Raw genomic sequence first — 25,517 nt, 5'->3', positions numbered from 1 at the left:
GCGGTGGGGCGCCGGTGTCGCCCACAGGGCGGAGCCGCCCAGGCGGCGCGGGCCGCCCGTGCGGGGTGCCCGTGCCACCGGCGCGGCGGGCAGCCGGCGCGGCCGTGGAGTGCGGGGGCACCGGCCCCCGCGCAACCCCTCCGCACCGCAACCCCTCCGCGCCGTCCCCCTCCGCACCGCAACCCCTCCGCGCCGTACCCCCGGCGCACCGCCCCGGACGGTCCGACGCACCGCACCGTAAGGTGGTCGCAAGCGCCCCACCGCCGCTCCACCCCCCGCCCCACCAGCCGCTTCACCGTCGCAGCGGCCCCGCACACCGCACCACCGCCTCGCCGAGGAGCCGCACCGCCATGGCCGAGTACGCCGAGCACCCCGCCTACCCCGTCGGACTGCGCCTGACCGGGCGCCGCGTCGTCGTCATCGGCGGCGGACAGGTCGCCCAGCGCCGCCTCCCCGCGCTCATCGCGGCCGGCGCCGACATCACCCTGGTCTCCCCGTCCGCGACGCCGTCCGTCGAGGCCATGGCGGAGGCGGACGAGATCGCCTGGGTCAAGCGCCGGTACGAGGACGGAGACCTGGCCGACGCCTGGTACGCCCTGATCGCGTCCACCGACCCCGAGGCCAACGCCCGTGCCTCCGCCGAGGCCGAGCGCCACCGCGTCTGGTGCGTACGCTCCGACGACGCCGAGGCGGCCACCGCCTGGACCCCGGCGACCGGCCGCAGCGAAGGCGTCACGGTCGCCGTGCTGACCGGCCACGACCCGCGCCGTTCCGCCGCCGTGCGGGACGCGATCGTCGAGGGGCTCCGCGACGGCTCCATCGCGGCGCCGCACCACCGCACCCGTACCCCGTTCGTCGCCCTGGTCGGCGGCGGCCCCGGCGACCCGGACCTGATCACCGTGCGCGGCCGCCGCCTCCTCGCCGAGGCGGACGTGGTCATCGCGGACCGGCTGGGCCCCCGTGACCTGCTGGACGAGCTGCCGCCGCACGTCGAGGTGATCGACGCGGCGAAGATCCCGTACGGCCGGTTCATGGCGCAGGAGGCCATCAACAACGCCCTCATCGAGCACGCCAAGGCCGGCAAGTCCGTGGTCCGCCTCAAGGGCGGCGACCCGTTCGTGTTCGGCCGGGGCATGGAGGAGGCGCAGGCGCTGGCCGAGGCGGGCATCGCCTGCACGGTCGTCCCGGGCATCTCCAGCTCGATCAGCGTTCCGGGCGCGGCCGGCATCCCGGTCACCCACCGGGGCGTGGCGCACGAGTTCACGGTGGTCAGCGGCCACGTCGCCCCCGACGACCCGCGCTCGCTCGTCGACTGGGCGTCGCTCGCCAAACTGACCGGCACCCTCGTCATCCTGATGGGCGTCGACAAGATCGGGGCGATCGCCGAGGCGCTGGTGGCCCACGGCAAGGCCCCCGACACACCGCTCGCGCTGGTCCAGGAGGGCACGACGGCCTCCCAGCGGCGCGTGGACGCGACGCTCGCCACCGTGGCCGAGCGGGTCAGGGCCGAGGACGTGCGCCCGCCCGCCGTGATCGTCATCGGTCCGGTCGTCGCCGAGGGCCCGCACAAGAGCACCAAGTAACCGCGAACCCCGTTGGCACCCCACACCGGACAAGGCAGTATCACCCTGTGGCCGATCTCATCACCATCGACGACCCCGACGACCCGCGCCTGCGCGACTACACGGGTCTGACCGACGTCGAACTGCGCCGCAAGCGCGAACCCGCGGAGGGCCTGTTCATCGCCGAGGGCGAGAAGGTCATCCGCCGCGCCAAGCAGGCCGGCTACGAGATGCGCTCGATGCTGCTGTCGGCCAAGTGGGTCGACGTCATGCGCGACGTCATCGACGAGGTCCCGGCGCCCGTGTACGCGGTGACGCCGGACCTCGCCGAACGCGTCACCGGCTACCACGTCCACCGGGGCGCGCTCGCCTCCATGCAGCGCAAGCCGCTGCCCACGGCGGACGAACTGCTCACCGAAGCACGCCGGGTCGTCGTCATGGAGGGCGTGAACGACCACACCAACATCGGCGCCATCTTCCGCAGCGCCGCCGCCCTCGGCATGGACGCGGTCCTGCTGTCGCCGGACTGCGCGGACCCGCTCTACCGCCGGTCGGTGAAGGTCTCGATGGGCGCCGTCTTCTCCGTCCCGTACGCCCGCCTCGACATCTGGCCCCGGGGCCTGGAGGCGGTACGGGAGGCGGGCTTCACGTTGCTGGCGCTGACCCCCGACGAGAAGGCCACCAGCATCGACGCGGCCGCCCCGCACCGCCTGGAGCGGGTCGCCCTGATGCTGGGCGCGGAGGGGGACGGCCTGTCCGCCAAGGCGCTGATGGCGGCCGACGAATGGGTGCGCATCCCGATGGCGCACGGCGTCGACTCGCTCAACGTGGGCGCGGCGGCCGCCGTCGCGTTCTACGCCGTGGCCACCGGGCGCCCGGAGTCCTGACCGGCCGCTACCCCTGAAGGCCCTGCGCGGCCGCGATGCCCAGCAGCACGATCAGCGTCACGACCACGAAGACGAAGATCCGCTGGCGCAGCAGCCGGGGGTTCGCCGGCCGGCGCGCGCCGCCCGCCCCCGTACGCACACCGGCGCCGGTACCGGGCCGGGACGCCGTACGGCCACCGCCGCCCGTCCGGGACGGCGGTCGTGACGGATTGCGCGGGGACGAGGCGCGCGGAGCCTGCGCGCCACGCGGCCCGGGGGCGGGGGTGCGCCCCTGGGTGGTGCGTTCCGTGTAGCGCTCGGTCAGCCGTCCCGTGGGCCGGTCGTCCAGCGGCCTGGCGGCCGGACGCGGTGCCGGCCGGCCGTCGGAGAGCCCCTGCGCCTCCCGCGCGGCGATCTCCTTGAGCCGCATGGACAGTTGCAGCGTGCTGGGGCGCTCCTCCGGGTCCTTGGCCAGACAGGCCCTCACGAGCGGGGCGAGCGCGTCCGGCACGCCGTGGAGCTGCGGCTCCTCGTGCACCACCCGGTAGAGCATGACCTCGGAACTGCCGTGCCCGAACGGCGAGTCCGCCATGGCCGCGTACGCCAGCGTCGCCCCCAGCGCGAACACGTCCGTCGCCGGGGTGACCGCGGCGCCCCGCACCTGCTCGGGCGCGAGGAAGCCGGGCGAGCCCACCGCCGTGCCCACGTGGGTGAGCGTGGACGCGCCGGTCGCCCAGGCGATGCCGAAGTCGATGATCCGGGGGCCCTTGGGGGAGAGGAGGATGTTCGACGGCTTCAGGTCCCGGTGGACCACCCCGGCCTCGTGGACCGCCACCAGGCCCTCGGACAGCGCCGCGCCGATGGCGGCCACGTCGGCCGCGGACAGGGGGCCCTCCTCGGCGACCTTGTCGTGCAGCGACGGCCCCGGTACGTACTGGGTGGCGAACCAGGGCCGGTCCGCCTCCAGGTCGGCCGCGACCAGGCGTGCCGTGCACCCCCCGCGGATCCGCCGCGCGGCGGACACCTCGCGCGCGAAGCGCGACCTGAACTCCTGGTCCTCGGCGAGATCCGGCCGGATCACCTTCAGGGCCACCCGCTGCCCGCGCCGGTCGGACCCGAGGTACACGACCCCCATCCCGCCCGCGCCGAGCCGCCGGTGAAGCCTGAATGAGCCGACGACACGCGGATCCTCGCGCCGGAGCCGCATCATCGCCATGTCCGTCCCCTACCTACGGTGGGGAGGCCCCACCCCGCTACACCGGTGTCCGTTTGACGTGGCACAGCTTACGTACCCATGCCCCGGCGCGCTCATAGGCCGCGCCCTCGCGGGCCGATCGATTGTCAGTGCCGGTCGGCCCCCGCGACTGGTCCGCCGCCCCAATCCCCCCTCGCCGAAAGGGGATTGATCCCCTGTCGGGTGCGGAGGTACGGGGAGGCGCGGTGGACGTGAGGGACGTCACCCCCCCCGTCACGTGCCCCCTCGGGCGCCCCACGGGGCCCTCCAGCCCCTCCGGGAAGACCCTCAGGCCCGGTGCCGAGTCTCCACCCAGGGGAGTACGCCATCCGGTGCCGGCTCATCCTCGCGGAGGCCCGCCAATGGGTACGCGGGCATGACGACCGGGGGCCGCCGCTTCCCTAATGTTGAGGTCAAGCGGCGGGTGCAGCACTCGTCCCCCGAGGTCAGACACCCGCCGCTGCTGGACACGAGAGGAGAGGAACCATGGCGGACACCGCAACGCGGACGATGATCCGGACGCAGGGTCGCACGCCGGGACGTCGTCACCCACTGGTGGCCACGGCGATGGTTCTCCCTCTGGCCGCGCTCCTGGTGGTCGTCTTCGGCGGCTGGGAAGCAGTGGTCACACAGGCGTCGTCCGTGGGCGTGATGCTGGGGCGCTGAGCGGCGCCCCAGGCCCGGGAGAGCGGCCCGGGTCGGGGACATCCGGCCAACAACCCCGTGGGGACGGGGGTGCGGCGGACGGCAAGCGGTGGCCGGCGGCTGGGGAGCCGCCGGCCACCGCTTTCTCCTGCCCGGCCCGTGCCCGTTCCCCCCTCTCGCGGAGCAGGGCGGCCGCCCTTGGTGGGCGGGAGTGCGGGCGCTGCGGGGAGGGGAGCCCAGACGGCCCCGGCCCCGGCCCACGAACCCCGAGCGCCCCCGTAAGGTCGGGGCGTGCAGCAGGAGATCGAACCACTCGTGCGGGAGCTCGGCGACGTCGCCCGGCGCGCCGCGCACGCCGAGGTGCCGTGCCGGGCCTGTGGCGACACCGGCACCGTTCTGGCCAACCGGCCCGACGGGACCGTCGTCCGCCACGGTGGAGCCGTCGCCAAGGCGCACGCCCCGGGCACCGAGGCCGCCGCCCACCGTGCCCGGCTCGCCGTCGCCGCGCACCCGCGCCTCGCCGGGGTCCTCCTGCCGCCCCTCCCGGTGACCGCGCCGGGGGTGAACGGCCGGCCGGTCACCGCCTGGCCCTACGGCAGCCCGGTGGACCCCGACGACCCGGACGCCGCCCCCTGGGAGGAGGCCGCCGCCCTGCTCGCCCGCCTCCACTCCGTACCGCCCGCCGAGCTGCCCGGGCCGCTGCCGCCGATGCGCGGCCCCGCCAAGGCGGCCCTGGCGGTGGCGCGCATGCGGGCGGCCGGGCCGCACCCGGCGGCCGCGCCGGTGCTGGCCGCCTGGCAGGGGCTGCCCGCCTGGGCCCGCGACGAGGCGCCGGACCCGGGTGCGGCGGTCTGCCACGGCGACCTCCACCTCGGCCAGCTCGTCCGCCACCCGGCGCGCACGGGCCCCTGGCTGCTCATCGACGTGGACGACCTCGGCCTCGGCGACCCCGCCTGGGACCTGGCCCGGCCCGCCGCCTGGTACGCGGCCGGGCTGCTGGCCCCCGGGGTGTGGGACCGGTTCCTCGGCGCCTACCGGGCGGCGGGCGGTCCGGCCGTACCCGCCGACGGGGACCCCTGGCCCCGGCTGGACGTGCCGGCCCGCGCGCTGACCGTCCAGACGGCCGCCCTGGCCATCGCCAAGAGCACCGCCGAGGGACGGGAGTTGGACGAGGTCGAGCTGAGCGTCGTGGAAGCTTGTACCAGAATCGCGACACTCCCACCCGAGTTGGACGCGGTGCCTCCGTCGTAGGGTGATGACACCATCCGAACGGCGAGGAGTTGAGCCGAGCATGCAGTGTCCCAAGTGCCATGCCCCCATGCACACCTACAACCGCAACGGCGTCCAGATCGAGCAGTGCAGCGGCTGCCGGGGGATATTCCTGGACTTCGGCGAGCTGGAGGCGCTGACCCGCCTGGAGTCGCAGTGGGTCCAGCAGGCCCCGCCCGCGCCGCCGGCCCCGCACGCCCCCGCCTGGGGCGCTCCGCAGCACGGGCACCACGGGCACCACGGCCACCGCCGCAGCTTCGGACGGATGCTCTTCTCCTCCTGAGCGGGGGGCAGCACGACGGAGCCCCGGTCGCGAGCTGCGACCGGGGCTCCGGATCATGTGGACGATACTGGGATTGAACCAGTGACCTCTTCCGTGTCAGGGAAGCGCTCTCCCGCTGAGCTAATCGTCCTCGGGACCATGATCGAGGATCATGGGCACTGCGTGCGCGATACTGGGATTGAACCAGTGACCTCTTCCGTGTCAGGGAAGCGCTCTCCCGCTGAGCTAATCGCGCGGGGGATCCGAAGATCCGGGATCCGAAGATCCAGTGGACGATACTGGGATTGAACCAGTGACCTCTTCCGTGTCAGGGAAGCGCTCTCCCGCTGAGCTAATCGTCCTTGGAGGTGGAGACGGGATTTGAACCCGTGTAGACGGCTTTGCAGGCCGTTGCCTCGCCTCTCGGCCACTCCACCAGGAGTGCAGGGGTTCGGGAATGATCCCCCACTTCGAGCGGACGACGAGATTCGAACTCGCGACCCTCACCTTGGCAAGGTGATGCTCTACCAACTGAGCCACGTCCGCTTGTCGTTTCCGTTTCGCTTCCGCGTCCCGGCGACGTGTTGAACTCTAGCGGATTCCTGGGCCAGTACAAAAACGCGTTTGCCCAGCGTGCTGCGCCGACCCCGCTGCGCAGCACGTCCGCGCGGTCCCGCCCGCCCCGGCCATAGACTCGCATCCGTGCACGACCTCGCTCCTCTGGCCCGCTTCGGCGGCCTCGTCGCAACCGACCTGCGGGATGTCACCAGTGACCCCGAGGCCCTGGACTCCGCCGGCTTCTGGGCCGTCTGCGCGGACTTCGAGGGCCGTCTGACCTGCGCACGCTTCGGTGACGTCCGGCCCGCGCCGGTGCCCGCGCCCGTCCCCGGTGCCTGGCGCGGTCCCGCCGCCGGTGACTGGACGTCCTCGCTCGACCGCGACGCGTACATCGCCGGCGTACGCAGGATCCGTGAGCACATCGCGGCCGGCGAGGTGTACCAGGCGAACCTCTGCCGGGTGCTGTCCGCGCCGCTGCCGGACCCGGCCGCCGATGTGGACGCGCTCACGGCGCTCCTCGCGCGCGGCAACCCGGCCCCCTATGCCGGAACGATTCGCCTGCCGGCCCACGGGGTGGAGATCGCCACCGCGTCGCCCGAGCTGTACCTGCGGCGCGACGGCTCCACCGTCGAGTCCGGCCCCATCAAGGGCACCGGCAGGACCGCTCAGGACCTGCTGGAGAAGGACCGCGCCGAGAACGTGATGATCGTCGACCTGGTCCGCAACGACCTGGGACGGGTCTGTGCCACCGGTTCCGTCACCGTGCCGGAGCTCTGCGCCGTCGAGCCGCACCCCGGCCTGGTCCACCTGGTCTCCACCGTGCGCGGTGAGCTGGCCCCCCGGGCGGGCTGGAGCGCGCTGCTGGACGCCACCTTCCCGCCCGGCTCGGTCACCGGCGCGCCCAAGTCCAGCGCCCTGAAGATCATCGACGCGCTGGAGACCGCCCCCCGGGGCCCCTACTGCGGCGGCATCGGCTGGGTCGACGCCGACCGCCGCACCGGAGAGCTGGCGGTCGGCATACGCACCTTCTGGATCGACCGCACGGCAGGGGGAGGCGTCCTTCGCTTCGGCACCGGCGCCGGCATCACCTGGGGCTCCGACCCCGAGCGCGAGTGGGACGAGACGGAACTGAAGGCCTCCCGGCTGCTCGCGGTGGCGTCGGGAACGTACGAGGCGAGCGGAAGGACCATCCGGAAATGAAGCTGTGGGTCAACGGCGGGCTGCGCGACGCGGAATCCGCCAGGGTCTCCGTACTGGACCACGGCCTGACCGTGGGCGACGGTGTCTTCGAGACGCTCAAGACGGTGGCGGGCCGGCCCTTCGCGATGGACCTCCACCTCGACCGGCTCACCCGCTCCGCGCGCGGCCTCGGCCTGCCGGACCCCGACCTCGACGAGGTGCGCCGGGCCTGCGCCGCCGTCCTGGAGGCCAACCCCGTGCCGCGTGGCCGGCTGCGGATCACCTACACCGGAGGGATCTCCCCGCTCGGCTCCGACCGCGGCGACGCCGGGCCGACCCTCGTCGTCGCGCTCGGCGAGGCCGGGCCCCGCGCCGACAGCACGGCCGTGATCACCGTCCCCTGGACCCGCAACGAGCGCAGCGCCCTGGCCGGGCTGAAGACCACCTCGTACGCCGAGAACGTCATCGCCCTCGCCAAGGCCCACGAACAGGGCGCGAGCGAGGCGCTGTTCGCCAACACCGTCGGCCTGCTCTGCGAGGGCACCGGCTCCAACGTCTTCGTCGTCCTGGACGGGCAGCTCCACACCCCGCCGCTCACCTCCGGCTGTCTCGCCGGCATCACGCGGGCCCTGACCGTCGAGTGGACCGGCGCCCAGGAGACCGATCTGCCGATGGACGTCCTGGAGCGGGCCGACGAGATCTTCCTGACCTCCAGCCTCCGTGACGTCCAGGCCGTGCACCGCGTCGACGGGCGCGAGCTGCCCGGCGCCCCTGGGCCGGTCACCGCCAAGGCCATGCGGATCTTCGCGGAGCGCGCCGCGCAGATGTGAGCACCCGGTCGCGGGGTGGGTAGAAGAGTGGCGATGACCACCACCCTGCGGCCGGCCGAGCCGCTCCAGCAGACCCCCGACGGCGCCCGGTCGCGCGTCTACGACGTCTGTGTGAACAGCCGCCGCGTGGGCGCCGTCGAGATCGGCACCGTGCCCGGGACCGGGCGGCCCGCCGGGGTGATCCGTTCCCTCCACATCGACGGGCCGGACCGGCGGCGCGGGCGCGGCACGGTGGCCGCGCTCGCCGCCGAGGAGGTGCTGCGCGGCTGGGGCTGCGACCAGGTGACGCTGGCCGTACCGGCCGATGCCACGGTCGCGCTGCGCATGGCGACCGCGCTCGGCTACACCGAACGCAGCCGCGACATGGCCAAGGACCTCGCCGTCCCGCCCCCCGAGCCGCCCGCTCACGTCGAGGTGCGGCCCATGACGGAGGCCGAGTACCGGGAGTGGGAGGCCCGGTCCACGGAGAGCTTCGCGCGGAGCTGGGCCGAGCACGGCGTACCGGAGGAGCAGGCCGGGGCGAAGGCCGAGGCGAGCCGCCGCCGGCACCTGCCCGACGGGCTCGCCACCGAAGGCGCCGCCTTCCACGTGGCCGTGCGGGACGGCACGCCCGTCGGGCACCTGTGGACCGGCCGCCTGGAGGAGGCCCCCGGCGAACGGATCGCGTTCGTGTACGACATCGCCGTCGCCGACGACCAGCGCGGCCAGGGCTACGGGCGCGCTCTGATGCTGCTCGCCGAGCGGATCGCCCTGGCGGCGGGGGAGCGCCGGATCGGCCTGCACGTCTTCGCGGACAACACCCCGGCCCTCCGTCTCTACGAGTCCCTCGGCTACCGAACGACCCGCATCCGCTGCTTCAAGCCGCTGCTCTAGCGGGCTCAGGGCCGCAACCGGCCCCGGAGCCGGCTCAGAGGCGGCCTTCCGGCTCGGACAGGAGTCGGTCGGCGATCCGCTCGACGCGCTCGCGGAGGCCCTCCTGGCTCTTGCCGCCGTCCAGTCGCTCGCCGCCGATCACGTACGTCGGGGTGCCGGTGACGCCGATCGCCTTGCCCTCGGCGTGGTCGGCGTCCACGATGAGCATGTGCCGGCCGTCGATGAGGGCGGTGTCGAACTCCTCGGCGTCCAGGCCCAGTTCCCGTGCCGTGTCGATCAGTACCGGTTCGCCCTTGGCCGCCAGCTCCTCGGTCCTGGCCAGCACCGCCTCCGCGTACGGCCAGCCCTTGCCCTGTGCGATCGCCTCCTCGGCGGCCTGCGCGGCGGCGTGGGCGTGCTTGTGCTTCTCCAGCGGGAAGTGCCGCAGGCGTACCTCCAGCCGGTCCCCGTACCGGGCGCGCAGCGCGCGCAGGTCCTCCAGGGCGGCGTGGCAGTCGGGGCACTGGAGCTCGCACCAGACGTCGAGGACGACGGGCGTGGCGGTGCGGTCGGTCGTGGAGTCGTTCATGGGGGCAGTCTTCCAGCAGGACGGCCGGCGCCCCAACCGGGAGGTGGGGCTCCAACCGGGAGGTGGGGCTCCAACCGGGACCTGGGGAGGAGGCGGCCCCGGAGATGTCCCGGAGATCTCCCCGGGGCCGGCCGGCACCATGGCCGCGGCCTGGCCGCGCGGTGCAGGATGGAAGGGACGTACCGCCCGACGCCCGCCAGGAGGACCGGATGCTTGCCGAGACGATTTGCTCCGCCGTGTCCGCGGCGGGGCTGGGCATCGCGGCGATCACCGCGTACCGCAGGAGGTTCCTCGCCGCCGCCCGTATCGCCGCGTACGCGCTCGTGCCGGTGGGGCTGGTGATGACCGGTGCCGTGGAGTGGCTGGCCGAGACCGCCTTCAGCCCGGTGGCGTGGGCCGGGTTCGGGGTGCTGGGCGCCGCCTGGCTGCTGTTCATGACGACCCGGGCCGTCGAACGGCGCAGGGGCGGCGGCACCCGCGGCGGCACCGGCAAGGAGCGCAAGGAGCGCAAGCAGCGCGAGAAGGGGCGCCCGGTGGTCGAGCCTTCGGCGTCCGCGCCCTCACTGGGCGCCGGTGAGCGCGCCACGGCGAAGCCCGCCGACGACTTCAGCGACATCGAGGCCATCCTGAAGAAGCACGGCATCTGAGCCGTCGCCCGGGGCCGGCGGGCCACGGGATGGGGTGAACTCCCCTGCCGATCATGCCGGTTCACCGCTCACGGGGCGGCGCGCTGCGCCATGATCGGCACCGAGATGCTGGAAACCTCGCGGGAATCCTCCCCCGCCCCCGAAGAAGTGACCGAGGAGCGGCGCGGATGCCTGTTCGCGCTCTCCCAGCCGCCGCTGATGATCTTCCTGGCGGTGATCGGCTGCCTGCTGCTGATGGCCGCCGTGCACGATCTGTACGTGCTGTGAGCGAGGGCTGAGGCGCCCGCTCAGCCGGCCGCCGCCTCCTTGCGGCGCGCCCGGTACGCCGCCACATGGAGCCGGTTACCGCAGGTACGGCTGTCGCAGTAGCGGCGCGAGCGGTTGCGGGACAGGTCGACGAAGGCCCGCCCGCAGTCCGGCGCCTCGCAGCGGCGCAGCCGGTCCTGCTCACCGGCCACCACGATGAAGGCCAGCGCCATGCCGCAGTCGGCGGCCAGGTGGTCGGCGACCGACGCGCCCGGCGCGAAGTAGTGCACGTGCCAGTCGTAGCCGTCGTGGTCGGTGAGCTGCGGCGTGGTGCCGGCCGCGGCGACGAGCTGGTTGATCAGCTCGGCCGCGGTACGCGCGTCGGGCGCCGCGAACACCTCGGCGAATCGTTTTCGTACGTCGCGTACGGCCCGCAGATCCTGCTCGCCGAGCTCACCGACACCGCTGACGTCATGGCCCCGTACGAAGGCGTACAGCGCCGCCACGTCCCCGAGCTCGTCGCCCCGTCCGCCTTCGGGCGCGGTGTTCATCAGATCGACGACGGTGTCGAGCGCGATCCGGGTGTCGTGGGGGATCAGCACGATTCGCTCCCTGGGCTGCCGCGGGCGGGTGCCCGCCGGATTGCGCCGACTCTAGCGGCTTCTCGCGGGGCGGCCCCGGGGGCGGTGGGGGAGGGGAGCGCCGGGCGGCCCGGAACGCGTCGGCGCCGTCACCGCGGGTGGTTTCCGCGGTGACGGCGCCGGTGTCGCCGTATCCGGCCGCTCACGGCCGTGCGAGCTCTCCGCGCGGCGCCGTCGCCCCGAGTCGGACGGCGCCGTGCGGCTGGCGGCCTGGCCTCAGCTTTCGGCCAGGATGTGCGAGAGCTCCGTATCGAGATCGAAGTGACGATGCTCGGTGCCGGGCGGCACCGCGGCGTCGGTCCGCTTCAGGAACGACTCCAGGGCGCGCGCCGGGGCCTCCAGCAGGGCTTCGCCCTCCGGGGAGCTCAGCGCGATGCAGACGACGCCCTGACCGTGGCTGCGGGACGGCCAGACTCTGACGTCGCCGGTGCCTGTGGGGCGGTGGAGCCCTTCGGCGAGAAGGTCGCGGGCGAACACCCACTCGACCGTCTCCTCGGCTCCGGTGTGGAAGGTGGCGTGCACGGCATAGGGATCGGCCGTGTCATACCGCAGGCCCGCCGGTACAGGCAGTGAGGACTCGCTCGACACAACGAGGCGCAGGTGCAGCTCGCAGCTGACCGTGGTGTTCATAAGCGCCAGGGCCTTTCGCTCAGTGTGCGCTCGGGGATTCGCACGTCGGCGAAATCGACATGCCACCTACGGTGCCGTTGTAAACCCCTCTGTCTGTTTTGTGGCCCTTGAGGTACCTCGTATGGCGGTGTGCAAGCGGCGGTTATGCGTCCATTCCGGTGTCCGGCTCACGTCGGGTAGGTTGGGCCTTATGAACGCGGAGAGTGACGAGCGGGAGAAGGTCACCCCATCGGTGACCGCGGCACCCGCCACGGGGGACGTGACGGAAGGGGTGACCGCCGAATCGCCACTGGGCTCGCGGGCGCCCGAGTTCATCAAGGCGCGCCGGACGCTCCACCTGAGCTGGCAGGTCGGCGTGTTCCTGGTCGGCCTGGCCGTGGTGGCCGCCGGTGCCGCGATGCTGGTGCTGCCGGGGCCCGGCTGGGTCGTGATATTCGGCGGCATGGCGATCTGGGCGACCGAGTTCGTCTGGGCGCAGTTGGTGCTCCGCTGGACGAAGCGGAAAGTGACCGAGGCGGCGCAGCGGGCACTCGACCCGAAGGTGCGGCGGCGCAACATCATCCTGACCACGGTCGGGCTGGTGATCATGGCGGCGCTGGCCGGCGTGTACCTGTGGAAGTACGGGTTCGCCCTGCCCTGGAACATCTAGCGGTCCACCGGCCCGCCGAAGTGGTCAGGGGCACCTGCTGACATGCGGTAATGTTTGCGGTGCGCCCGGGCGATTAGCTCAGTGGGAGAGCGCTTCGTTCACACCGAAGAGGTCACTGGTTCGAACCCAGTATCGCCCACCACCCGGACCGAAGGCCCCGGAGACGATCAGTCTCCGGGGCCTTCGGCATGCTCAGCGCATGCGGCCGACCGTGTCGCGGAGGCGCCGGGCGTCGCGCAGCCGGTGCTCGTACGTCGCGCCGACCGCGAGCAGCAGCAGACCGGCCAGCGCGGGCGGCAGCCAGCGGGGCAGCGCGCCGACCGCCTGGGCCACGTACGGCGCCAGCTCGTGCAGCGCGACCAGGGCGAGCACCGCGCCACCCAGCAGCAGCGGCGCCTGGAGCCGCAACCGGGCGCCGGTCAGCGTCACGGCGAGCGCTGCGAGCCCGAGCAGCAGCGGGCGCGGCCAGCCCGCGTCACCCCACGCCGCGAGCAGGCTCGGCACCAGCGTCACGGCCAGCCCCGGACCGTACGCCGTCCACGACGACGCCTCCCGGTCGCGACGCCTGCGCAGCACGCCCACGACCAGCGCGGGCACCGTCACCGGGAGCGTGTACGCCTCCGGGGCGGACACCCCCGAGTCGGCCAGCCGCACCCAGGTCGCCGCCACGAACAGCGCCGTGGCCGTGTACCCGGCGGCGGGGCGCCGCTCCGGACGAACGGCCGTGGCCGCCGCCACGACACCGCACAGGGCCAGCACGAGGGCCAGGACGGCCGGGCGGGCGGACGCGAGCCCGGCCGCGAGGGCACCCGCCGCCGCGCCCGCCAGCTCGACCGGCACCGCCACCGGGTGGCGCCGCAGGCCCGCCCCGACCGCCGCGGTCGCCACCGGCACGGCCAGCAGCGCCACGCCGGTCAGGTGCACCGGCAGCTCCACCGCCCCGGCGACGGCGCCCACCAAGCCGGTCGCCGCCGCCACGGCCGTACAGGCCGCGACCGCCCGCCGCCTGTTCCCGCCGCCGCTGTCGCCGGCGCCGCCGAGCAGCGCCGTGCCCGCGAACAGCCCGCCGAGGACCCCGAGGACGGTCACCGCCGCCGCCTCGGTGCCCCACGCACCGGCGGCCGCGACCGCCGCGCACAGCAGCGCTCCGCCCAGAGCCGCATCGCCCAGCACGTCCTGCCCGTCAGTCCCCACGGCCACCAGGGACGGGCGCACCGACAGGGCCAGGAACCCGGCCGTCAGCAGGAGCTGCGCCCCCAGCGTGGCCCCGTACGGCAGGCCCACGGCCTCCGGCAGGGCCATCGCCGCCGCCCAGCCCAGGGCGAGCGCCCCGCCGCGCGCCGGCACCGACCGCACGCACACCAGAACCCCGGCGACCGTCACCAGCACGGCCACCACCGGCCACGCGACGCCCGGCCGGACACCCACCAGCGCGGCCGCCACGTGCGGCAGCGCCCACACCACGGCCAGCGCCTGCACGCCCGCCGCCGCACCCGCCAGACCCCGGCCCACCGCGCGCGGCACCCCGCCGCGTACCGCCACCGCGCACACCACCACCGCGACCAGCACGTAAGCGGGCACCGCCCACACCTCCGGCGCCGCCTCCCGCACCAGCCCGCCGCCACCGGCCACCGCGACCAGCCCGGCCACCGCGGCCCACGCCTCCGCCGCGCCCGGCGCACGCCACGCCCCGTACAGCGCGAGCCCCGCCGCCACCAGCAGCAGCCCCGCCGGCTCGGCCCCGCCCCGCACCACCGAGAACCACGCCGCGGCCAGCGCCGCCGAGCCACCCGTGGCGCAGGCCGCCACGCACGCCACCGCCCGGACCGGGGCGACCAGGCCGGCCCGCAGCGCCACCAGCGCGTCGAGGGCGGCCGTCGCCAGCAGCGCCCAGCACACGGTGAGCGAGTCCGCGCCCGCCGCCACCGCCCCGAGCGGCAACGGAAGTTGCCCGGCCACCACCGCCGCCGGCAGCGGCACCCGCAGCCCGCCGACCCCGGTCCCGTAGGCCGCCCAGAGCGCCGCCAGCACCGCCGAGGCGACCGCCGCGTACCCCACCGCGTCGGTCTCCGGCAGCACCACCCGGTGCACGGCGTACGCGTCGAGCACCATCAGCAGCAGCCCCAGCGACGCCACCGCCTCCGCCGTCGAGCCCAGCGTGCGGCGCAGCAGCACCACCGGCGCGGCCAGCGCACCGGCCGTCACCACGGCGAGCACCGCCGCACGGCCACCGATGCCCAGCCGGCCCCAGCTCACCAGCGTGAAGGCCACCGCGGCGACCGCCAACAGCACGCCACCCAGCGTCAGCAGGACGTTCTGCGCACTGCGCGGCGCCGTCTCCGCCACAGGGCGCGACGCGGCGACCGGTGTGCGCATGATGCTCAGCAGCCACGCCCGGCGCGCCAGCAAGTACGACCGCCGGGCGTCCAGTTGAGCCAGCTCGCGATCCAGAACCACCAGCTCGTCGGCCGGTGACAGTGCGTTGTCCATGAGCGGAGTGTGGGCCGCGCCACAACGCGCGGCATGAGCGTACGTACTCAGATGACGCATGAGTACGCGTCGGCGGCGCAGACTCGGAGCATGGACTGGTGCCACTACCGCTTCCGCAGCGTCTGGGACGTACCCGCCTCTCCGGACACCGTCTACGCGGTCCTGGAGCGGCCCGAGGAGTACCCCCGCTGGTGGCCGCAGGTGCGCGAGGTGACCCGCCTCGACGACCGCAGCGGCACCGCCCGCTTCCGCTCCTTCCTCCCCTACGACCTCGTCGTCACCCTCACCGAACGGCGGCGCGACCCCGCCGCCCGGGTCCTGGAGACGGCGCTCGCGGGCGACCTCGAAGGGTGGGCCCGCTGGACCCTGACCTCGCCGGGCGGCGGCCGCACGCGGGCCCTCTACGAGCAGGAGGTCGACGTCCAACGGCCCCTGATGCGCCGCCTCGCCCTGCCCGGCCGGCCCCTCTTCCTCGCCAACCACGCCCTGATGATGCGAGCGGGGCGGCGGGGACTGGCGGCCCACCTGCATACGGTTTGAAGGAAACGGGCCCGGACCTGTATGGTTCAGTGCGTTCCCGGGCGATTAGCTCAGTGGGAGAGCGCTTCGTTCACACCGAAGAGGTCACTGGTTCGAACCCAGTATCGCCCACCGGGAAAGGCCGATCCGTCCATGACGGGTCGGCCTTTGCGTTGGGTCCCCCTTCGTCCCCCTTCGTTACGTCCCCTTCGTGCGTCGTCACGCGGCCGCCGGCAGCCCCGGGCGCAGCGGCCACGCCGGATCGACCGCCTCCTGCGAACCGTTGCGCGCGAACCACGCCTGCAGACCGCGCGCCTGCGCGGCATGCCACACCGCCTGCAAGGTGTGCAGCTCCGCCGGTGACAGCCGCTCCAGCCGGGCCGCGAACCGGCGCCCCACCGCCCGGACGACCTCCAGCGCCGCCGTCGCGTCCGCCGCCGCGTCGTGCGCCCCCTCCAGCGCCACCTCGTAGTGGGCGCACAGATCCGTCAGCGTGCGCCGGCCCTTGCGGTACCGGTCCAGGTGCTTGTCCAGCACCCGCGGATCGAGCACGCACAACGGGACGTTCTGGAGGTAACGGGAGAGCGACGAGGCGCGGTGGCGGCGCAGCTCCCGGTCCAGGAGGGTCAGGTCGAACGGGGCGTTCATCACCACCAGCGGCCGGCCCGCCGCCGACTGCTCGGCGAGCTGCCGCGCTATCTCCTCCATCACGGGTGAGGGCCAGCGGCCGTTGCGCTGGAGGTGATCGTCCGTCAGCCCGTGCACCTCCGTGGCGGCCGGCGGCACCGGCACGCCCGGGTTCACCAGCCAGCGGGTGGCCCGGATCCGCCCGCCCGGCGCGTCCTGGACGACGAGGGCGGCCGAGACGATCCGGTCCACCTCGACGTCAACTCCGGTCGTTTCCGTGTCAAATGCGGCCAGGGGCCCTTCGTACCAGAGCGTCATTCCCCGAACTCCTCGCACATGCCTGGCAGATGGCGTGATCCCCCTGCCCGAATCGGTGATACCCGCGCCGTTTGCACCGTACGCAACGCGGTGACAACACAGGTGAGGGGCAGCCGAACTGACGCCCCGTCGTCGCCTGGAAGGCATGGGGAGCCATGGCGCTCGCGCAGCCCGAACACGGGGGGCTGCTGCCCCAGCAGGCCGCACCGCTGCGGGGCGCACTCGCCACCACCGCCTGCATGGAGACCCTCCAAGTGGGCTACCTCCACGCGGTCGCCGCCGCGGCCGGCTGCTCGCTGTCGCAGCCCTTCCCGGACAACGGCATCGACTGGCACGTCAGCCACAGCGCCCCCGGGCACACCGTGGACGACGAGGTCACCATCAAGGTGCAGCTCAAGTGCACGTACCAGATCCCGCCGCACCCCCCGGGGGCCGCCTTCTCCTTCACCCTCGACAACGACCACCTGGTGAAGCTGGCCCGCACGCCCGTGTCGGTGCACAAGATCCTGGTCGTGATGATCGTCCCCAGGACCCGGGAGGAGTGGCTGCGCGCCGGCCACGACCGTCTCGACCTGCGGCACTGCTGCTACTGGACCAACCTCGCGGGCCACCCGGTCACCGGCAGGCGCCGCACCACCGTGCGCATCCCCACCAATCGGATATTCGACGACCGGGCGCTCTGCGAGATCATGACCCGGGTCGGGGCGGGAGGAAGACCCTGATGCACCGGCCGATCGACGAGCCCATGCGGCCGCACCCCACGACCACGCCCTCGGGGCCGGTCGGTCCCCTCGACCCCGCGCAGGTCGACCCCCGGGTCCTCGGGGCCCTGCTGGACCGGCACGGCTGGCGCCGGCGCGGCGGCGCCCCCGGGCGCTACAGCCGCTGGACCCCGCCCGGCCCCGGCGCGGGGCCCATGAGCCTCCTCGTCCCCGAGAGCCGCGCCTTCCCCGACTGCGAGGACCTCATCGGCGAGGCCCTCACCGCCCTCTCCCGCTGCGCCGCGCCCTCCGCGCGGGAAGTCCTCGTCGGCCTGACCGTGCCCAGCGACGAGGTCCGCTGGTGGCGGGACGTCCCCCAGGGCCCGTCCGGCACCGTCTCGTGGGCCGTGCAGGAACAGCTCCGCTCCGCCGCCCGGCAGCTCCTGCTCGCCGGCGCCCTCGCCGTGCGCGGCCGGGCCGGTTACCACGGCGCCCGGCACCGGCGGCAGGCCCAGGCATCGCTGGAGGGCGTCCTCGTCGGCACCGCCCAGGGCGGGCGCGGCCTGACCGCCTTCGTGCCGGTCGACCCCGGCCGGGCGGTCACCACACGGCTGTACCACGCGCTGTACGCCGCCCGGGAGGCCGTCGACTACCAGCGGGCGACCGGCAGGCCGGAGGCGTTCGACTCGGCCGTCGAGGCGGGCGTGAGCCGGGAGCTGACCGAGGCGCTCATCTCGCTCGTGCGCGGCGCCGAAGGGGCCCGGATCGCCCTGGCCTGGGCGCCCGCCGCAGGCGTGCCGGAGGGGTGCGCGGCCCGGCCCGAGCCGGTCGAGTTCTCGCCGGGCGACCTGCCCGCGCTGCGGGAGGCGGGCGCCCGCTACCTCCAGGACGAGCCGTCCGTGCCGGTGCGGATCACCGGGACGGTGGTGCGCATGCGCCGGTCGGGGCCGCGCGGGGCGGGCACGGTGCGGCTGCGGGTGCTGGCCGGGGCGGAGGTGCCCCACGTGCGGGTGGCGCTGGACGAGGACGCCTACCGCACGGCCGGGCACGCGCACCTGGTCGGGCTGCCGATCCGGGTGGCGGGGCGGCTGGAGAGCCGGGGCGGCTTCCGGCGCCTGACGGACGCCTCCGGGGTCGTACCGGTGCAGGTCGACGAGGCGGAGCGGGACCGGCTGATGAAGGCCCTCCACGAGAACCTGGGCTTCTTCGGGGAGGCGTGCGGGCCCGGCGACTGAGGACCGGACCGGGGGAAACCGTTTCGCGGGCGGGGCGGGCGGCTCGGTACCATGCGGTATTGCGTGCGCGATACGAACGCGGCGCTTCCCCTTCAGTCAGGAGAGACCGGTGTCAGACGTCCGTGTGATCATCCAACGCGATTCCGAGCGGGAAGAGCGCGTGGTGACGACGGGCACTACGGCCGCCGACCTCTTCGCCGGTGAGCGCACCGTCGTGGCCGCCCGCATCGCGGGCGAGCTGAAGGACCTCAGCTACGAGATCAAGGACGGCGAGAGCGTCGAGCCGGTCGAGATCTCCTCCGAGGACGGCCTGAACATCCTGCGTCACTCCACCGCGCACGTCATGGCGCAGGCCGTGCAGGAGCTGTTCCCCGAGGCCAAGCTGGGCATCGGCCCGCCGGTCAAGGACGGCTTCTACTACGACTTCGACGTGGACAAGCCGTTCACGCCCGAGGATCTCAAGGCCATCGAGAAGAAGATGCAGGAGATCCAGAAGCGCGGGCAGCGCTTCTCGCGCCGCGTCGTCACCGACGAGGCCGCCCGCGAGGAGCTGGCGAACGAGCCGTACAAGCTGGAGCTCATCGGCATCAAGGGATCCGCGTCCAGCGACGACGGCGCGGACGTCGAGGTGGGCGGCGGCGAGCTGACCATCTACGACAACCTCGACGCCAAGACCGGCGAGCTGTGCTGGAAGGACCTCTGCCGGGGCCCGCACCTGCCCACCACCCGCAACATCCCGGCGTTCAAGCTGATGCGGAACGCGGCGGCGTACTGGCGCGGCAGCGAGAAGAACCCGATGCTCCAGCGCATCTACGGCACCGCGTGGCCGTCCAAGGACGAGCTGAAGGCCCACCTGGACTTCCTCGCCGAGGCCGAGAAGCGCGACCACCGCAAGCTCGGCACCGAGCTGGACCTCTTCTCCGTCCCCGACGAGATCGGCTCCGGCCTGGCGGTCTTCCACCCCCGGGGCGGCATCATCCGCCGCGCCATGGAGGACTACTCGCGCAGGCGGCACGAGGAGGCGGGCTACGAGTTCGTCTACACCCCGCACGCCACCAAGGGGAAGCTCTTCGAGAAGTCGGGCCACCTGGACTGGTACGCCGAGGGCATGTACCCCCCCATGCAACTCGACGAGGGCGTGGACTACTACCTCAAGCCCATGAACTGCCCGATGCACAACCTGATCTTCGACGCGCGGGGCCGGTCCTACCGTGAGCTGCCGCTGCGCATGTTCGAGTTCGGGACGGTGTACCGGTACGAGAAGTCCGGTGTGGTGCACGGCCTGACCCGCGCCCGTGGCTTCACCCAGGACGACGCGCACATCTACTGCACCAAGGAGCAGATGGCGGACGAGCTCGACTCGCTGCTGACCTTCGTGCTGAACCTGCTGCGGGACTACGGTCTGACCGACTTCTACCTGGAGCTGTCCACCAAGGACCCGGAGAAGTTCGTCGGCTCCGACGAGGTCTGGGAAGAGGCCACGGAGGTGCTGCGCAAGGCCGCCGAGAAGCAGGGCCTGCCGCTGACCCCCGACCCGGGCGGCGCCGCCTTCTACGGTCCGAAGATCTCCGTCCAGGCCAAGGACGCCATCGGCCGTACCTGGCAGATGTCGACCATCCAGGTCGACTTCAACCTGCCGGAGCGGTTCAACCTGGAGTACACCGCGCCGGACGGCTCCCGCCAGCGGCCGGTCATGATCCACCGCGCCCTGTTCGGCTCGATCGAGCGGTTCTTCGCGGTGCTGCTGGAGCACTACGCGGGCGCCATGCCCCCGTGGCTGGCCCCGGTGCAGGCGGTCGGCATCCCGATCGGCGACGCGCACGTGCCCTACCTCCAGGAGTTCGCCGCCGAGGCGAAGAAGAAGGGCCTCAGGGTCGAGGTGGACGCGTCCTCGGACCGGATGCAGAAGAAGATCCGCAACCACCAGAAGCTGAAGGTGCCGTTCATGATCATCGTCGGCGACGAGGACATGAACGCCGGCACGGTCTCCTTCCGCTACCGGGACGGTTCGCAGGAGAACGGCATCCCGCGCGAGGAGGCCATCGCCAAGCTCGCCGACGTGGTCGAGCGCCGCGTACAGGTCTGACGCCGAAAGCCCGCGAGGGGCGGTCCCGGTCGCCGGGGCCGCCCCTCGCCGCTTCCCGCTTCACCGCCAGCGAATATGCTGGCCCGCATGACGAGTGAGCCGGAGCAGCAGATCGGAGTCGGGACGCCTGACGCGTTCCAGCGCCTGTGGACGCCCCACCGGATGGCCTACATCCAGGGCGAGAACAAGCCGACCGGCCCCGGGGCCGATGACGGCTGCCCGTTCTGCACCATCCCGGCCAAGTCCGACGAGGACGGTCTGGTCGTCACGCGCGGCGAGAAGGTGTACGCCGTGCTCAACCTCTACCCGTACAACGGCGGACACCTCATGATCGTCCCGTTCCGGCACGTCGCCGACTACACGGAGCTGGACGACGCCGAGACCGCCGAGCTGGCGCTGCTCACCAAGCAGGCGATGACGGCCCTGCGTACCGCCTCGGGGGCGCACGGTTTCAACATCGGAATGAACCAGGGCGCGGCGGCCGGGGCCGGGATCGCCGCCCACCTGCACCAGCACATCGTGCCCCGCTGGGGCGGCGACACCAATTTCATGCCGGTCGTCGGCCACACCAAGGTGCTGCCGCAGCTCCTCGGCGACACCCGCCGGATGCTGGCCGACGCGTGGCCCGCCGCCTAGCTCGCGTCGGTCACGCGTCGTAGGTGTCGGCCTTCTTCGGCATCGGGTCCTGGACGGAGCCACTGAGGATCAACGAGCGGTTGGTGAAGCGCTCGGTGTCCACGCCGTGCTCGTCGAGCATCTTGATGGTCGCGGCGTGCACGGCCCGCATCACGGGCGTGGCCGCGCGGATGGCGTCGTCGGCCATGAAGCGGTGGCGCCAGGGCTGGGAGGCCCAGGCATGCCGCAGGCCGAAGGGCTCGGGCAGTACCAGCTTGCCGCCCAGGAAGTCGAGGACCGGCGGGAACCAGGTCAGCGGGGCGCGGACGGCCAGCCGTACGACCTCGTCGTTGTCGATCAGTGGCAGCTCGATGTCCTTGGTCTCCCAGAACCGGATGGTCTTGGAGACGGTCTTCTTCTTGGGCTCCGGCTTCGTGGTGAACAGCCCGTGCACGGGCCCGAGCGCATGGCCGGTGACCTCGATGCGCAGCGTGTGCAGGAGCGCCGTGACGGTGACCATCATGGTGAGGACGAGCTGGCCGTCCCAGAGCACGAACTGCACGCCCAGGTAGTGGCGGTTGCCCTTGCCGAACTGGTTCTCGTTGCAGATGCGCTGTATCTCGTGCGGCTTGACCTGGTACGCGACGATGTCCTCGCCCTCGGGCCGGGCGACCTCCTTCGCGCCCTCCCCGACCGGGGTGACGATCCAGTGGTTGACGGACGGGGTGGGGAAGCCGGTCTTGAGGGTGCCGCGCTCCAGCATCTTGAGCTCGTCGTGGATGGGCCGGATCACGTCCCAGGTGCGGAAGGCGTGGATCTCCTTGCCCTCCTGGGGGATGAGCTCCTCGGCGAGGTGCCAGTTGCCCCAGCGGGTGCCCATGCCGAGGATGCCCTTGGGGCCGGCGTAGAAGAGGACGTTGGAGCGCTGCTCGGCGGTGAGCTTCTCCAACTGCTGGCGTAGTTCCTCGGCGGCGGTCTCGTTGGGGTCGTGCGGCACGGCCTCGGGGATCTTGGGGCCCATGCCGCCACCGCCGCTGAGCAGGGAGTCCCAGCGGGCGCGCAGGTCCTTCGCGGTCGATTCGCAGATCCGCTTGGCCAGGAACCAGCCCACCACCGGGGCGATGAGCATGGCGCGGAGGTAGATCGCCAGGAAGCCGGTGAACGGCAGCCGGAAGAGGAAGAGCGCGGCCAGGATGCCGGCCCCCACGAGCAGCAGGGTGCCCAGCGCGCCGGAACGCTTGCCGACGGCGCCGCCCGCCAGGGTGCGGCGCAGTTGGAAGACGGTCAGCCACAGCAGCATCCCGGGCAGGAACAGCACGCCGAAGACCACGGTGATGAGGGTCAGCAACTTGTCGCGCTGCTTGCGGATGCGGGTGGCGGCCAGGCAGTGCTCGACGATCGGCTGCGGCTCGGTGCCGAAGGACTGGATGAGCGGCTTGCGGGCGCCGCCGAGCATCCGGACCTGTACGGCACGGGAGAACGCCTCGCCCAGGGTCGGTTTGAAGAGCGAGAACTTGCCCTTCGTGACCGTCGACTCGTGCCATTCGTTGTTGGCCTTGAGGATCTCCTCGACGTCGACGTTCTCCCGGTACGCGGCGGAGGCCAGGGCGTGCGTCGCCACGGTCTGACCGGCCGAGCCCTGGAGCGGGACCTGAGCCCCGGGACCGAAACTGTCCATTGTCACTTCGCCGCCCCCATCGCCGCGTGTGTCCGCACTGCGGTCTGTTCCCAACCCCTGTGCTCCGCACACCTGCTGAGCTGGGCACTACAGCCTATCGAGGGCGTCGTCCGCGCGTCGGCGGACCGGCAGAATGCCGCCCGCCCAAGCGGAGTTGGGCGAGCGGCACGGCCAATGCTCCCTACCCTTCGGCGCGTTCGCGGACCTTCTCGGCGATCTGTGGCGGCATCGCCTCGTGACGGGCGTAGCTGCGGTCGAACCGGCCCGTGCCGTGGGAGATCGAGCGGAGGTCGACGGCGTACCGCCCGATCTCGATCTCCGGTACGTCGGCCCGTACGAGCGTCCGTCCCTGACCCGCCTGTTCGGTGCCGACCACGCGGCCGCGCCGGCCGGACAGGTCGCTCATGACGGGGCCGACGTACTCGTCGGGGACGAGGACCTGGACTTCGGCGACCGGTTCCAGGAGGTCGATGCGGGCGTCCGCCGCCGCCTCGCGCAGCGCCAGGGCGCCGGCGGTCTGGAACGCCGCGTCGGAGGAGTCGACCGAGTGCGCCTTGCCGTCGAGGAGGGTGACGCGCACGTCGACGAGGGGGTAGCCGGCGGCGACGCCCTTCGCGGCCTGGGAGCGTACGCCCTTCTCGACGGACGGGATGAACTGGCGTGGCACGGCGCCGCCGACGACCTTGTCGACGAACTCGATGCCCGACCCGGGCGGCAGCGGTTCGACCTCGATCTCGCAGATGGCGTACTGCCCGTGCCCGCCGGACTGCTTGACGTGCCGTCCGCGCCCCGCCGCCCTGTCGCCGAACGTCTCGCGCAGCGACACCTTGTGGGGTACGACGTCGACTTGGACGCCGTACCGGCTGCGCAGCCGCTCCAGCGCCACGTCCTTGTGCGCTTCGCCCAGGCACCACAGGACGACCTGGTGGGTGTCCTGGTTCTGTTCGAGCCGCATGGTCGGGTCCTCGGCGACCAGCCGGGCGAGCCCCTGGGACAGCTTGTCCTCGTCCGCCTTGCTGTGCGCCTGGATGGCGAGCGGCAGGAGCGGGTCGGGCATCGTCCAGGGCTCCATCAGGAGCGGGTCGTCCTTCGAGGACAGGGTGTCGCCGGTCTCGGCGCGGGACAGCTTGGCCACGCAGGCCAGGTCGCCGGCGACGCAGTGGTTGAGCTGCCGCTGCTGCTTGCCGAAGGGCGCGGAGAGGGCGCCGATCCGCTCGTCGACGTCGTGGTCCTCGTGGCCCCGGTCGGCCAGCCCGTGCCCGGAGACGTGGACGGTCTCGTCGGGGCGCAGGGTGCCGGAGAAGACCCGTACCAGGGAGATCCGGCCGACGTACGGGTCGGAGGAGGTCTTGACGACCTCGGCGACCAGCGGTCCGTCCGGGTCGCAGGTGATCTGGGGGCGTGGCCGGCCGTCGGGGGTGGTGATGGCGGGCGCCTCGCGCTCCAGGGGGGTGGGGAAGCCCCTGGTGATCAGCTCCAGCAGCTCGACCGTGCCGAGGCCCTGCTTTCCGCCGGGTGCTGCCGGGGCGGCGGCGAGTACGGGGTGGAAGGTGCCGCGTGCGACGGCCTTCTCCAGGTCGTCGATGAGGGTCTTGAGGTCGATCTCCTCGCCGCCGAGGTAGCGGTCCATGAGGGACTCGTCCTCGCTCTCGGCGATGATGCCTTCGATGAGGCGGTTGCGGGCCTCCTCGATGAGCGGGACCTGCGCCTCCTCGGGCGGATTCTCCTTCCGTTCGCCGGTCGAGTAGTCGAAGATCTTCTGGGTGAGCAGTCCGACGAGCCCGGTCGCGGGGGCGTGGCCGTCGGGCGTCTGCGGGCCCAGGACGGGCACGTACAGCGGAAGGATGGCGTCGGGGTCGTCACCGCCGAAGATCCGCGCGAGGACCCGGGTCAGCTCGTCGAAGTCGACGCGCGCGGTGTCGAGGTGGGTGATGACGATGGCGCGGGGCATGCCGACGGCAGCGCACTCCTCCCACACCATGCGGCAGGAACCGGCGATCGCGTCGGCCTCCTGGGCGGCCGAGACGACGAAAAGGGCCGCGTCCGCGGCGCGCAGACCGGCCCTCAGCTCCCCGACGAAGTCGGCGTATCCGGGAGTGTCCAGCAGGTTGATCTTGTACCCGCCCCATTCGAGGGGGACGAGGGAGAGCTGTACGGAGCGTTGCTGGCGGTGTTCGATCTCGTCGTAGTCGGAGACCGTGCCGCCGTCCTCGACGCGGCCCGCCCGGTTGACCGCTCCGGCGGTCAGCGCGAGGGCCTCGACCAGAGTCGTCTTGCCCGATCCGCTGTGGCCGACCAGCACCACATTCCGTACCGATGAGGGCTGGTCGGCCGTTACTGCCCTGCCGGCGGCTCCGGGGTGTGCGTTCGCCTTGTCGCCCATGATTCTTCCTCCTGATCGCGAGTGCACGGGTCACGTGCACGGTGGAGGTGGGGGGCGCGGGCGCGGGGGAGCCCCCTTGGGGCAGCTCCGGCGGTGCCCGCGGTCATCCTTCGAGCTTTCCACTCAGGCCAGGTTGCGTCCATACGTCCGACACCGCGACGGGAGCAGGGTGCCCGGGGGTGGCGGGTGCCCCTGCCTGGCTACGA

Annotated in this window: 24 protein-coding genes and 7 tRNA genes; 18 read left to right on the top strand and 13 right to left on the bottom strand. The window is 73.1% G+C overall.

Annotated elements, in window-relative coordinates:
* Positions 1 to 350: 350 nt before the first annotated feature.
* On the top strand, positions 351 to 1,583 hold the full coding sequence (gene cobA / locus ACZ46W_RS25210; protein WP_468341590.1) for a uroporphyrinogen-III C-methyltransferase: 1,233 nt from the start codon (positions 351 to 353) through the stop codon (positions 1,581 to 1,583).
* A gap of 47 nt (positions 1,584 to 1,630) precedes the next feature.
* Positions 1,631 to 2,449, top strand: a complete 819-nt coding sequence (locus ACZ46W_RS25205; RefSeq protein WP_468341587.1) for a TrmH family RNA methyltransferase — start codon at positions 1,631 to 1,633, stop codon at positions 2,447 to 2,449.
* Between the two features lie 7 nt (positions 2,450 to 2,456).
* Here ACZ46W_RS25205 and ACZ46W_RS25200 read toward each other — a convergent pair whose 3' ends face one another.
* A complete protein-coding gene (locus ACZ46W_RS25200) occupies positions 2,457 to 3,644 on the bottom strand; it encodes a serine/threonine-protein kinase (RefSeq protein ID WP_468341584.1) in 1,188 nt (395 codons plus the stop codon).
* Between the two features lie 504 nt (positions 3,645 to 4,148).
* Between ACZ46W_RS25200 and ACZ46W_RS25195 the strand changes: the two genes are divergently transcribed.
* From ACZ46W_RS25195 to ACZ46W_RS25185, 3 genes are all read left to right on the top strand, one after another.
* The gene (locus ACZ46W_RS25195) at positions 4,149 to 4,328 is read left to right on the top strand and encodes a hypothetical protein (protein WP_468341581.1); all 180 of its coding nucleotides are present in this window, start codon (positions 4,149 to 4,151) and stop codon (positions 4,326 to 4,328) included.
* A gap of 270 nt (positions 4,329 to 4,598) precedes the next feature.
* On the top strand, positions 4,599 to 5,558 hold the full coding sequence (locus ACZ46W_RS25190) for a phosphotransferase family protein (RefSeq protein WP_468341578.1): 960 nt from the start codon (positions 4,599 to 4,601) through the stop codon (positions 5,556 to 5,558).
* 40 nt (positions 5,559 to 5,598) lie between these two features.
* The gene (locus tag ACZ46W_RS25185) at positions 5,599 to 5,859 is read left to right on the top strand and encodes a TFIIB-type zinc ribbon-containing protein (protein WP_366130681.1); all 261 of its coding nucleotides are present in this window, start codon (positions 5,599 to 5,601) and stop codon (positions 5,857 to 5,859) included.
* 58 nt (positions 5,860 to 5,917) lie between these two features.
* Here the strand turns inward: ACZ46W_RS25185 and ACZ46W_RS25180 are convergent.
* The 5 genes from ACZ46W_RS25180 to ACZ46W_RS25160 all read right to left on the bottom strand — a co-directional run bounded on the left by ACZ46W_RS25180 (position 5,918) and on the right by ACZ46W_RS25160 (position 6,384).
* Positions 5,918 to 5,989, bottom strand: a tRNA-Val gene (locus tag ACZ46W_RS25180).
* A 33-nt stretch (positions 5,990 to 6,022) separates the two neighbouring features.
* Positions 6,023 to 6,094: transfer RNA gene (locus ACZ46W_RS25175), tRNA-Val, on the bottom strand.
* 34 nt (positions 6,095 to 6,128) lie between these two features.
* Positions 6,129 to 6,200: transfer RNA gene (locus ACZ46W_RS25170), tRNA-Val, on the bottom strand.
* A 1-nt stretch (position 6,201) separates the two neighbouring features.
* A tRNA-Cys gene (locus ACZ46W_RS25165) sits at positions 6,202 to 6,275 on the bottom strand.
* A 36-nt stretch (positions 6,276 to 6,311) separates the two neighbouring features.
* Positions 6,312 to 6,384 (bottom strand) — tRNA-Gly (locus ACZ46W_RS25160).
* A gap of 156 nt (positions 6,385 to 6,540) precedes the next feature.
* Between ACZ46W_RS25160 and ACZ46W_RS25155 the strand changes: the two genes are divergently transcribed.
* The 3 genes from ACZ46W_RS25155 to ACZ46W_RS25145 are packed head-to-tail and all read left to right on the top strand — an operon-like array spanning position 6,541 to position 9,278.
* Positions 6,541 to 7,596, top strand: a complete 1,056-nt coding sequence (locus ACZ46W_RS25155) for a chorismate-binding protein (protein ID WP_468341575.1) — start codon at positions 6,541 to 6,543, stop codon at positions 7,594 to 7,596.
* A complete protein-coding gene (locus ACZ46W_RS25150) occupies positions 7,593 to 8,405 on the top strand; it encodes an aminotransferase class IV (RefSeq protein ID WP_468341573.1) in 813 nt (270 codons plus the stop codon). The genes ACZ46W_RS25155 and ACZ46W_RS25150 overlap by 4 nt, the downstream gene beginning before the upstream one ends.
* A gap of 33 nt (positions 8,406 to 8,438) precedes the next feature.
* Positions 8,439 to 9,278, top strand: a complete 840-nt coding sequence (locus ACZ46W_RS25145; RefSeq protein WP_468341570.1) for a GNAT family N-acetyltransferase — start codon at positions 8,439 to 8,441, stop codon at positions 9,276 to 9,278.
* Positions 9,279 to 9,312: 34 nt separating this feature from the next.
* On the opposite strand, the gene ACZ46W_RS25140 is transcribed toward ACZ46W_RS25145, so the two are convergent.
* A complete protein-coding gene (locus ACZ46W_RS25140) occupies positions 9,313 to 9,846 on the bottom strand; it encodes a DsbA family protein (protein WP_468341567.1) in 534 nt (177 codons plus the stop codon).
* Between the two features lie 209 nt (positions 9,847 to 10,055).
* Here ACZ46W_RS25140 and ACZ46W_RS25135 point away from each other — a divergent pair, with 209 nt between their 5' ends.
* Positions 10,056 to 10,493 carry a hypothetical protein gene (locus ACZ46W_RS25135; protein WP_468341565.1) on the top strand — a complete coding sequence of 146 codons (438 nt, stop codon included), beginning with the start codon at positions 10,056 to 10,058 and terminating at the stop codon, positions 10,491 to 10,493.
* Positions 10,494 to 10,583: 90 nt separating this feature from the next.
* Positions 10,584 to 10,760 carry a hypothetical protein gene (locus ACZ46W_RS25130; RefSeq protein WP_468342385.1) on the top strand — a complete coding sequence of 59 codons (177 nt, stop codon included), beginning with the start codon at positions 10,584 to 10,586 and terminating at the stop codon, positions 10,758 to 10,760.
* Between the two features lie 20 nt (positions 10,761 to 10,780).
* Here the strand turns inward: ACZ46W_RS25130 and ACZ46W_RS25125 are convergent, their stop codons facing one another.
* Together ACZ46W_RS25125 and ACZ46W_RS25120 are read right to left on the bottom strand one after the other, a co-directional pair.
* Positions 10,781 to 11,341, bottom strand: coding sequence for a CGNR zinc finger domain-containing protein (locus ACZ46W_RS25125; RefSeq protein ID WP_468341562.1), 561 nt, complete (start codon positions 11,339 to 11,341; stop codon positions 10,781 to 10,783).
* A gap of 255 nt (positions 11,342 to 11,596) precedes the next feature.
* A complete protein-coding gene (locus tag ACZ46W_RS25120) occupies positions 11,597 to 12,010 on the bottom strand; it encodes an SsgA family sporulation/cell division regulator (protein WP_003959770.1) in 414 nt (137 codons plus the stop codon).
* Between the two features lie 190 nt (positions 12,011 to 12,200).
* On the opposite strand from ACZ46W_RS25120, the gene ACZ46W_RS25115 reads away from it, so the two are divergent.
* Both ACZ46W_RS25115 and ACZ46W_RS25110 read left to right on the top strand, forming a co-directional pair.
* The gene (locus tag ACZ46W_RS25115) at positions 12,201 to 12,659 is read left to right on the top strand and encodes a TIGR02611 family protein (protein WP_468341559.1); all 459 of its coding nucleotides are present in this window, start codon (positions 12,201 to 12,203) and stop codon (positions 12,657 to 12,659) included.
* 67 nt (positions 12,660 to 12,726) lie between these two features.
* Positions 12,727 to 12,801 (top strand) — tRNA-Val (locus ACZ46W_RS25110).
* Positions 12,802 to 12,851: 50 nt separating this feature from the next.
* Here ACZ46W_RS25110 and ACZ46W_RS25105 read toward each other — a convergent pair.
* Positions 12,852 to 15,149 (bottom strand): SCO7613 C-terminal domain-containing membrane protein, encoded by a 2,298-nt coding sequence (locus tag ACZ46W_RS25105; RefSeq protein ID WP_468341556.1) that lies wholly within the window; start codon positions 15,147 to 15,149, stop codon positions 12,852 to 12,854.
* Between the two features lie 90 nt (positions 15,150 to 15,239).
* Here ACZ46W_RS25105 and ACZ46W_RS25100 point away from each other — a divergent pair, with 90 nt between their 5' ends.
* Positions 15,240 to 15,689 carry an SRPBCC family protein gene (locus ACZ46W_RS25100; protein WP_468342329.1) on the top strand — a complete coding sequence of 150 codons (450 nt, stop codon included), beginning with the start codon at positions 15,240 to 15,242 and terminating at the stop codon, positions 15,687 to 15,689.
* 39 nt (positions 15,690 to 15,728) lie between these two features.
* A tRNA-Val gene (locus ACZ46W_RS25095) sits at positions 15,729 to 15,800 on the top strand.
* Between the two features lie 87 nt (positions 15,801 to 15,887).
* Here ACZ46W_RS25095 and ACZ46W_RS25090 read toward each other — a convergent pair.
* A complete protein-coding gene (locus ACZ46W_RS25090; RefSeq protein ID WP_468341553.1) occupies positions 15,888 to 16,613 on the bottom strand; it encodes an exonuclease domain-containing protein in 726 nt (241 codons plus the stop codon).
* 155 nt (positions 16,614 to 16,768) lie between these two features.
* Here ACZ46W_RS25090 and ACZ46W_RS25085 point away from each other — a divergent pair, with 155 nt between their 5' ends.
* From ACZ46W_RS25085 to ACZ46W_RS25070, 4 genes are all read left to right on the top strand, one after another.
* On the top strand, positions 16,769 to 17,335 hold the full coding sequence (locus ACZ46W_RS25085; protein ID WP_468341550.1) for a DUF4365 domain-containing protein: 567 nt from the start codon (positions 16,769 to 16,771) through the stop codon (positions 17,333 to 17,335).
* Positions 17,335 to 18,549 carry a hypothetical protein gene (locus tag ACZ46W_RS25080; RefSeq protein WP_468341547.1) on the top strand — a complete coding sequence of 405 codons (1,215 nt, stop codon included), beginning with the start codon at positions 17,335 to 17,337 and terminating at the stop codon, positions 18,547 to 18,549. The genes ACZ46W_RS25085 and ACZ46W_RS25080 overlap by 1 nt, the downstream gene beginning before the upstream one ends.
* Positions 18,550 to 18,658: 109 nt before the next feature.
* Positions 18,659 to 20,635: a threonine--tRNA ligase gene (thrS, locus tag ACZ46W_RS25075; RefSeq protein WP_468341544.1), complete on the top strand. Its 1,977-nt coding sequence runs from the start codon at positions 18,659 to 18,661 to the stop codon at positions 20,633 to 20,635.
* A gap of 75 nt (positions 20,636 to 20,710) precedes the next feature.
* Entirely contained in the window at positions 20,711 to 21,271 is a 561-nt protein-coding gene (locus tag ACZ46W_RS25070) for an HIT family protein (RefSeq protein WP_366130693.1), read from the top strand.
* A 10-nt stretch (positions 21,272 to 21,281) separates the two neighbouring features.
* On the opposite strand, the gene ACZ46W_RS25065 is transcribed toward ACZ46W_RS25070, so the two are convergent.
* Positions 21,282 to 22,928 (bottom strand): hypothetical protein, encoded by a 1,647-nt coding sequence (locus ACZ46W_RS25065; RefSeq protein ID WP_468342326.1) that lies wholly within the window; start codon positions 22,926 to 22,928, stop codon positions 21,282 to 21,284.
* Between the two features lie 181 nt (positions 22,929 to 23,109).
* Positions 23,110 to 25,311 (bottom strand): elongation factor G-like protein EF-G2, encoded by a 2,202-nt coding sequence (locus ACZ46W_RS25060; protein WP_468341541.1) that lies wholly within the window; start codon positions 25,309 to 25,311, stop codon positions 23,110 to 23,112.
* Positions 25,312 to 25,517 lie beyond the last annotated feature (206 nt).

Source organism: Streptomyces sp. NPDC031064 (assembly GCF_055570965.1).
Note: the sequence above shows the minus strand (reverse complement) of the source record. Positions and strands in the feature narration are given on the sequence as shown.

Bases quoted from the DNA above. Each gene is read 5' to 3' on its own strand.
- cobA (WP_468341590.1), top strand. From the start codon at position 351: ATGGCCGAGTACGCCGAGCACCCCGCCTACCCCGTCGGACTGCGCCTG.
- ACZ46W_RS25200 (WP_468341584.1), bottom strand. From the start codon at position 3,644: ATGGCGATGATGCGGCTCCGGCGCGAGGATCCGCGTGTCGTCGGCTCA.
- ACZ46W_RS25195 (WP_468341581.1), top strand. From the start codon at position 4,149: ATGGCGGACACCGCAACGCGGACGATGATCCGGACGCAGGGTCGCACG.
- ACZ46W_RS25185 (WP_366130681.1), top strand. From the start codon at position 5,599: ATGCAGTGTCCCAAGTGCCATGCCCCCATGCACACCTACAACCGCAAC.
- ACZ46W_RS25150 (WP_468341573.1), top strand. From the start codon at position 7,593: ATGAAGCTGTGGGTCAACGGCGGGCTGCGCGACGCGGAATCCGCCAGG.
- ACZ46W_RS25145 (WP_468341570.1), top strand. From the start codon at position 8,439: ATGACCACCACCCTGCGGCCGGCCGAGCCGCTCCAGCAGACCCCCGAC.
- ACZ46W_RS25140 (WP_468341567.1), bottom strand. From the start codon at position 9,846: ATGAACGACTCCACGACCGACCGCACCGCCACGCCCGTCGTCCTCGAC.
- ACZ46W_RS25135 (WP_468341565.1), top strand. From the start codon at position 10,056: ATGCTTGCCGAGACGATTTGCTCCGCCGTGTCCGCGGCGGGGCTGGGC.
- ACZ46W_RS25130 (WP_468342385.1), top strand. From the start codon at position 10,584: ATGATCGGCACCGAGATGCTGGAAACCTCGCGGGAATCCTCCCCCGCC.
- ACZ46W_RS25120 (WP_003959770.1), bottom strand. From the start codon at position 12,010: ATGAACACCACGGTCAGCTGCGAGCTGCACCTGCGCCTCGTTGTGTCG.
- ACZ46W_RS25115 (WP_468341559.1), top strand. From the start codon at position 12,201: ATGAACGCGGAGAGTGACGAGCGGGAGAAGGTCACCCCATCGGTGACC.
- ACZ46W_RS25105 (WP_468341556.1), bottom strand. From the start codon at position 15,149: ATGGACAACGCACTGTCACCGGCCGACGAGCTGGTGGTTCTGGATCGC.
- ACZ46W_RS25100 (WP_468342329.1), top strand. From the start codon at position 15,240: ATGGACTGGTGCCACTACCGCTTCCGCAGCGTCTGGGACGTACCCGCC.
- ACZ46W_RS25090 (WP_468341553.1), bottom strand. From the start codon at position 16,613: ATGACGCTCTGGTACGAAGGGCCCCTGGCCGCATTTGACACGGAAACG.
- ACZ46W_RS25085 (WP_468341550.1), top strand. From the start codon at position 16,769: ATGGCGCTCGCGCAGCCCGAACACGGGGGGCTGCTGCCCCAGCAGGCC.
- ACZ46W_RS25080 (WP_468341547.1), top strand. From the start codon at position 17,335: ATGCACCGGCCGATCGACGAGCCCATGCGGCCGCACCCCACGACCACG.
- ACZ46W_RS25070 (WP_366130693.1), top strand. From the start codon at position 20,711: ATGCTGGCCCGCATGACGAGTGAGCCGGAGCAGCAGATCGGAGTCGGG.
- ACZ46W_RS25065 (WP_468342326.1), bottom strand. From the start codon at position 22,928: ATGGACAGTTTCGGTCCCGGGGCTCAGGTCCCGCTCCAGGGCTCGGCC.
- ACZ46W_RS25060 (WP_468341541.1), bottom strand. From the start codon at position 25,311: ATGGGCGACAAGGCGAACGCACACCCCGGAGCCGCCGGCAGGGCAGTA.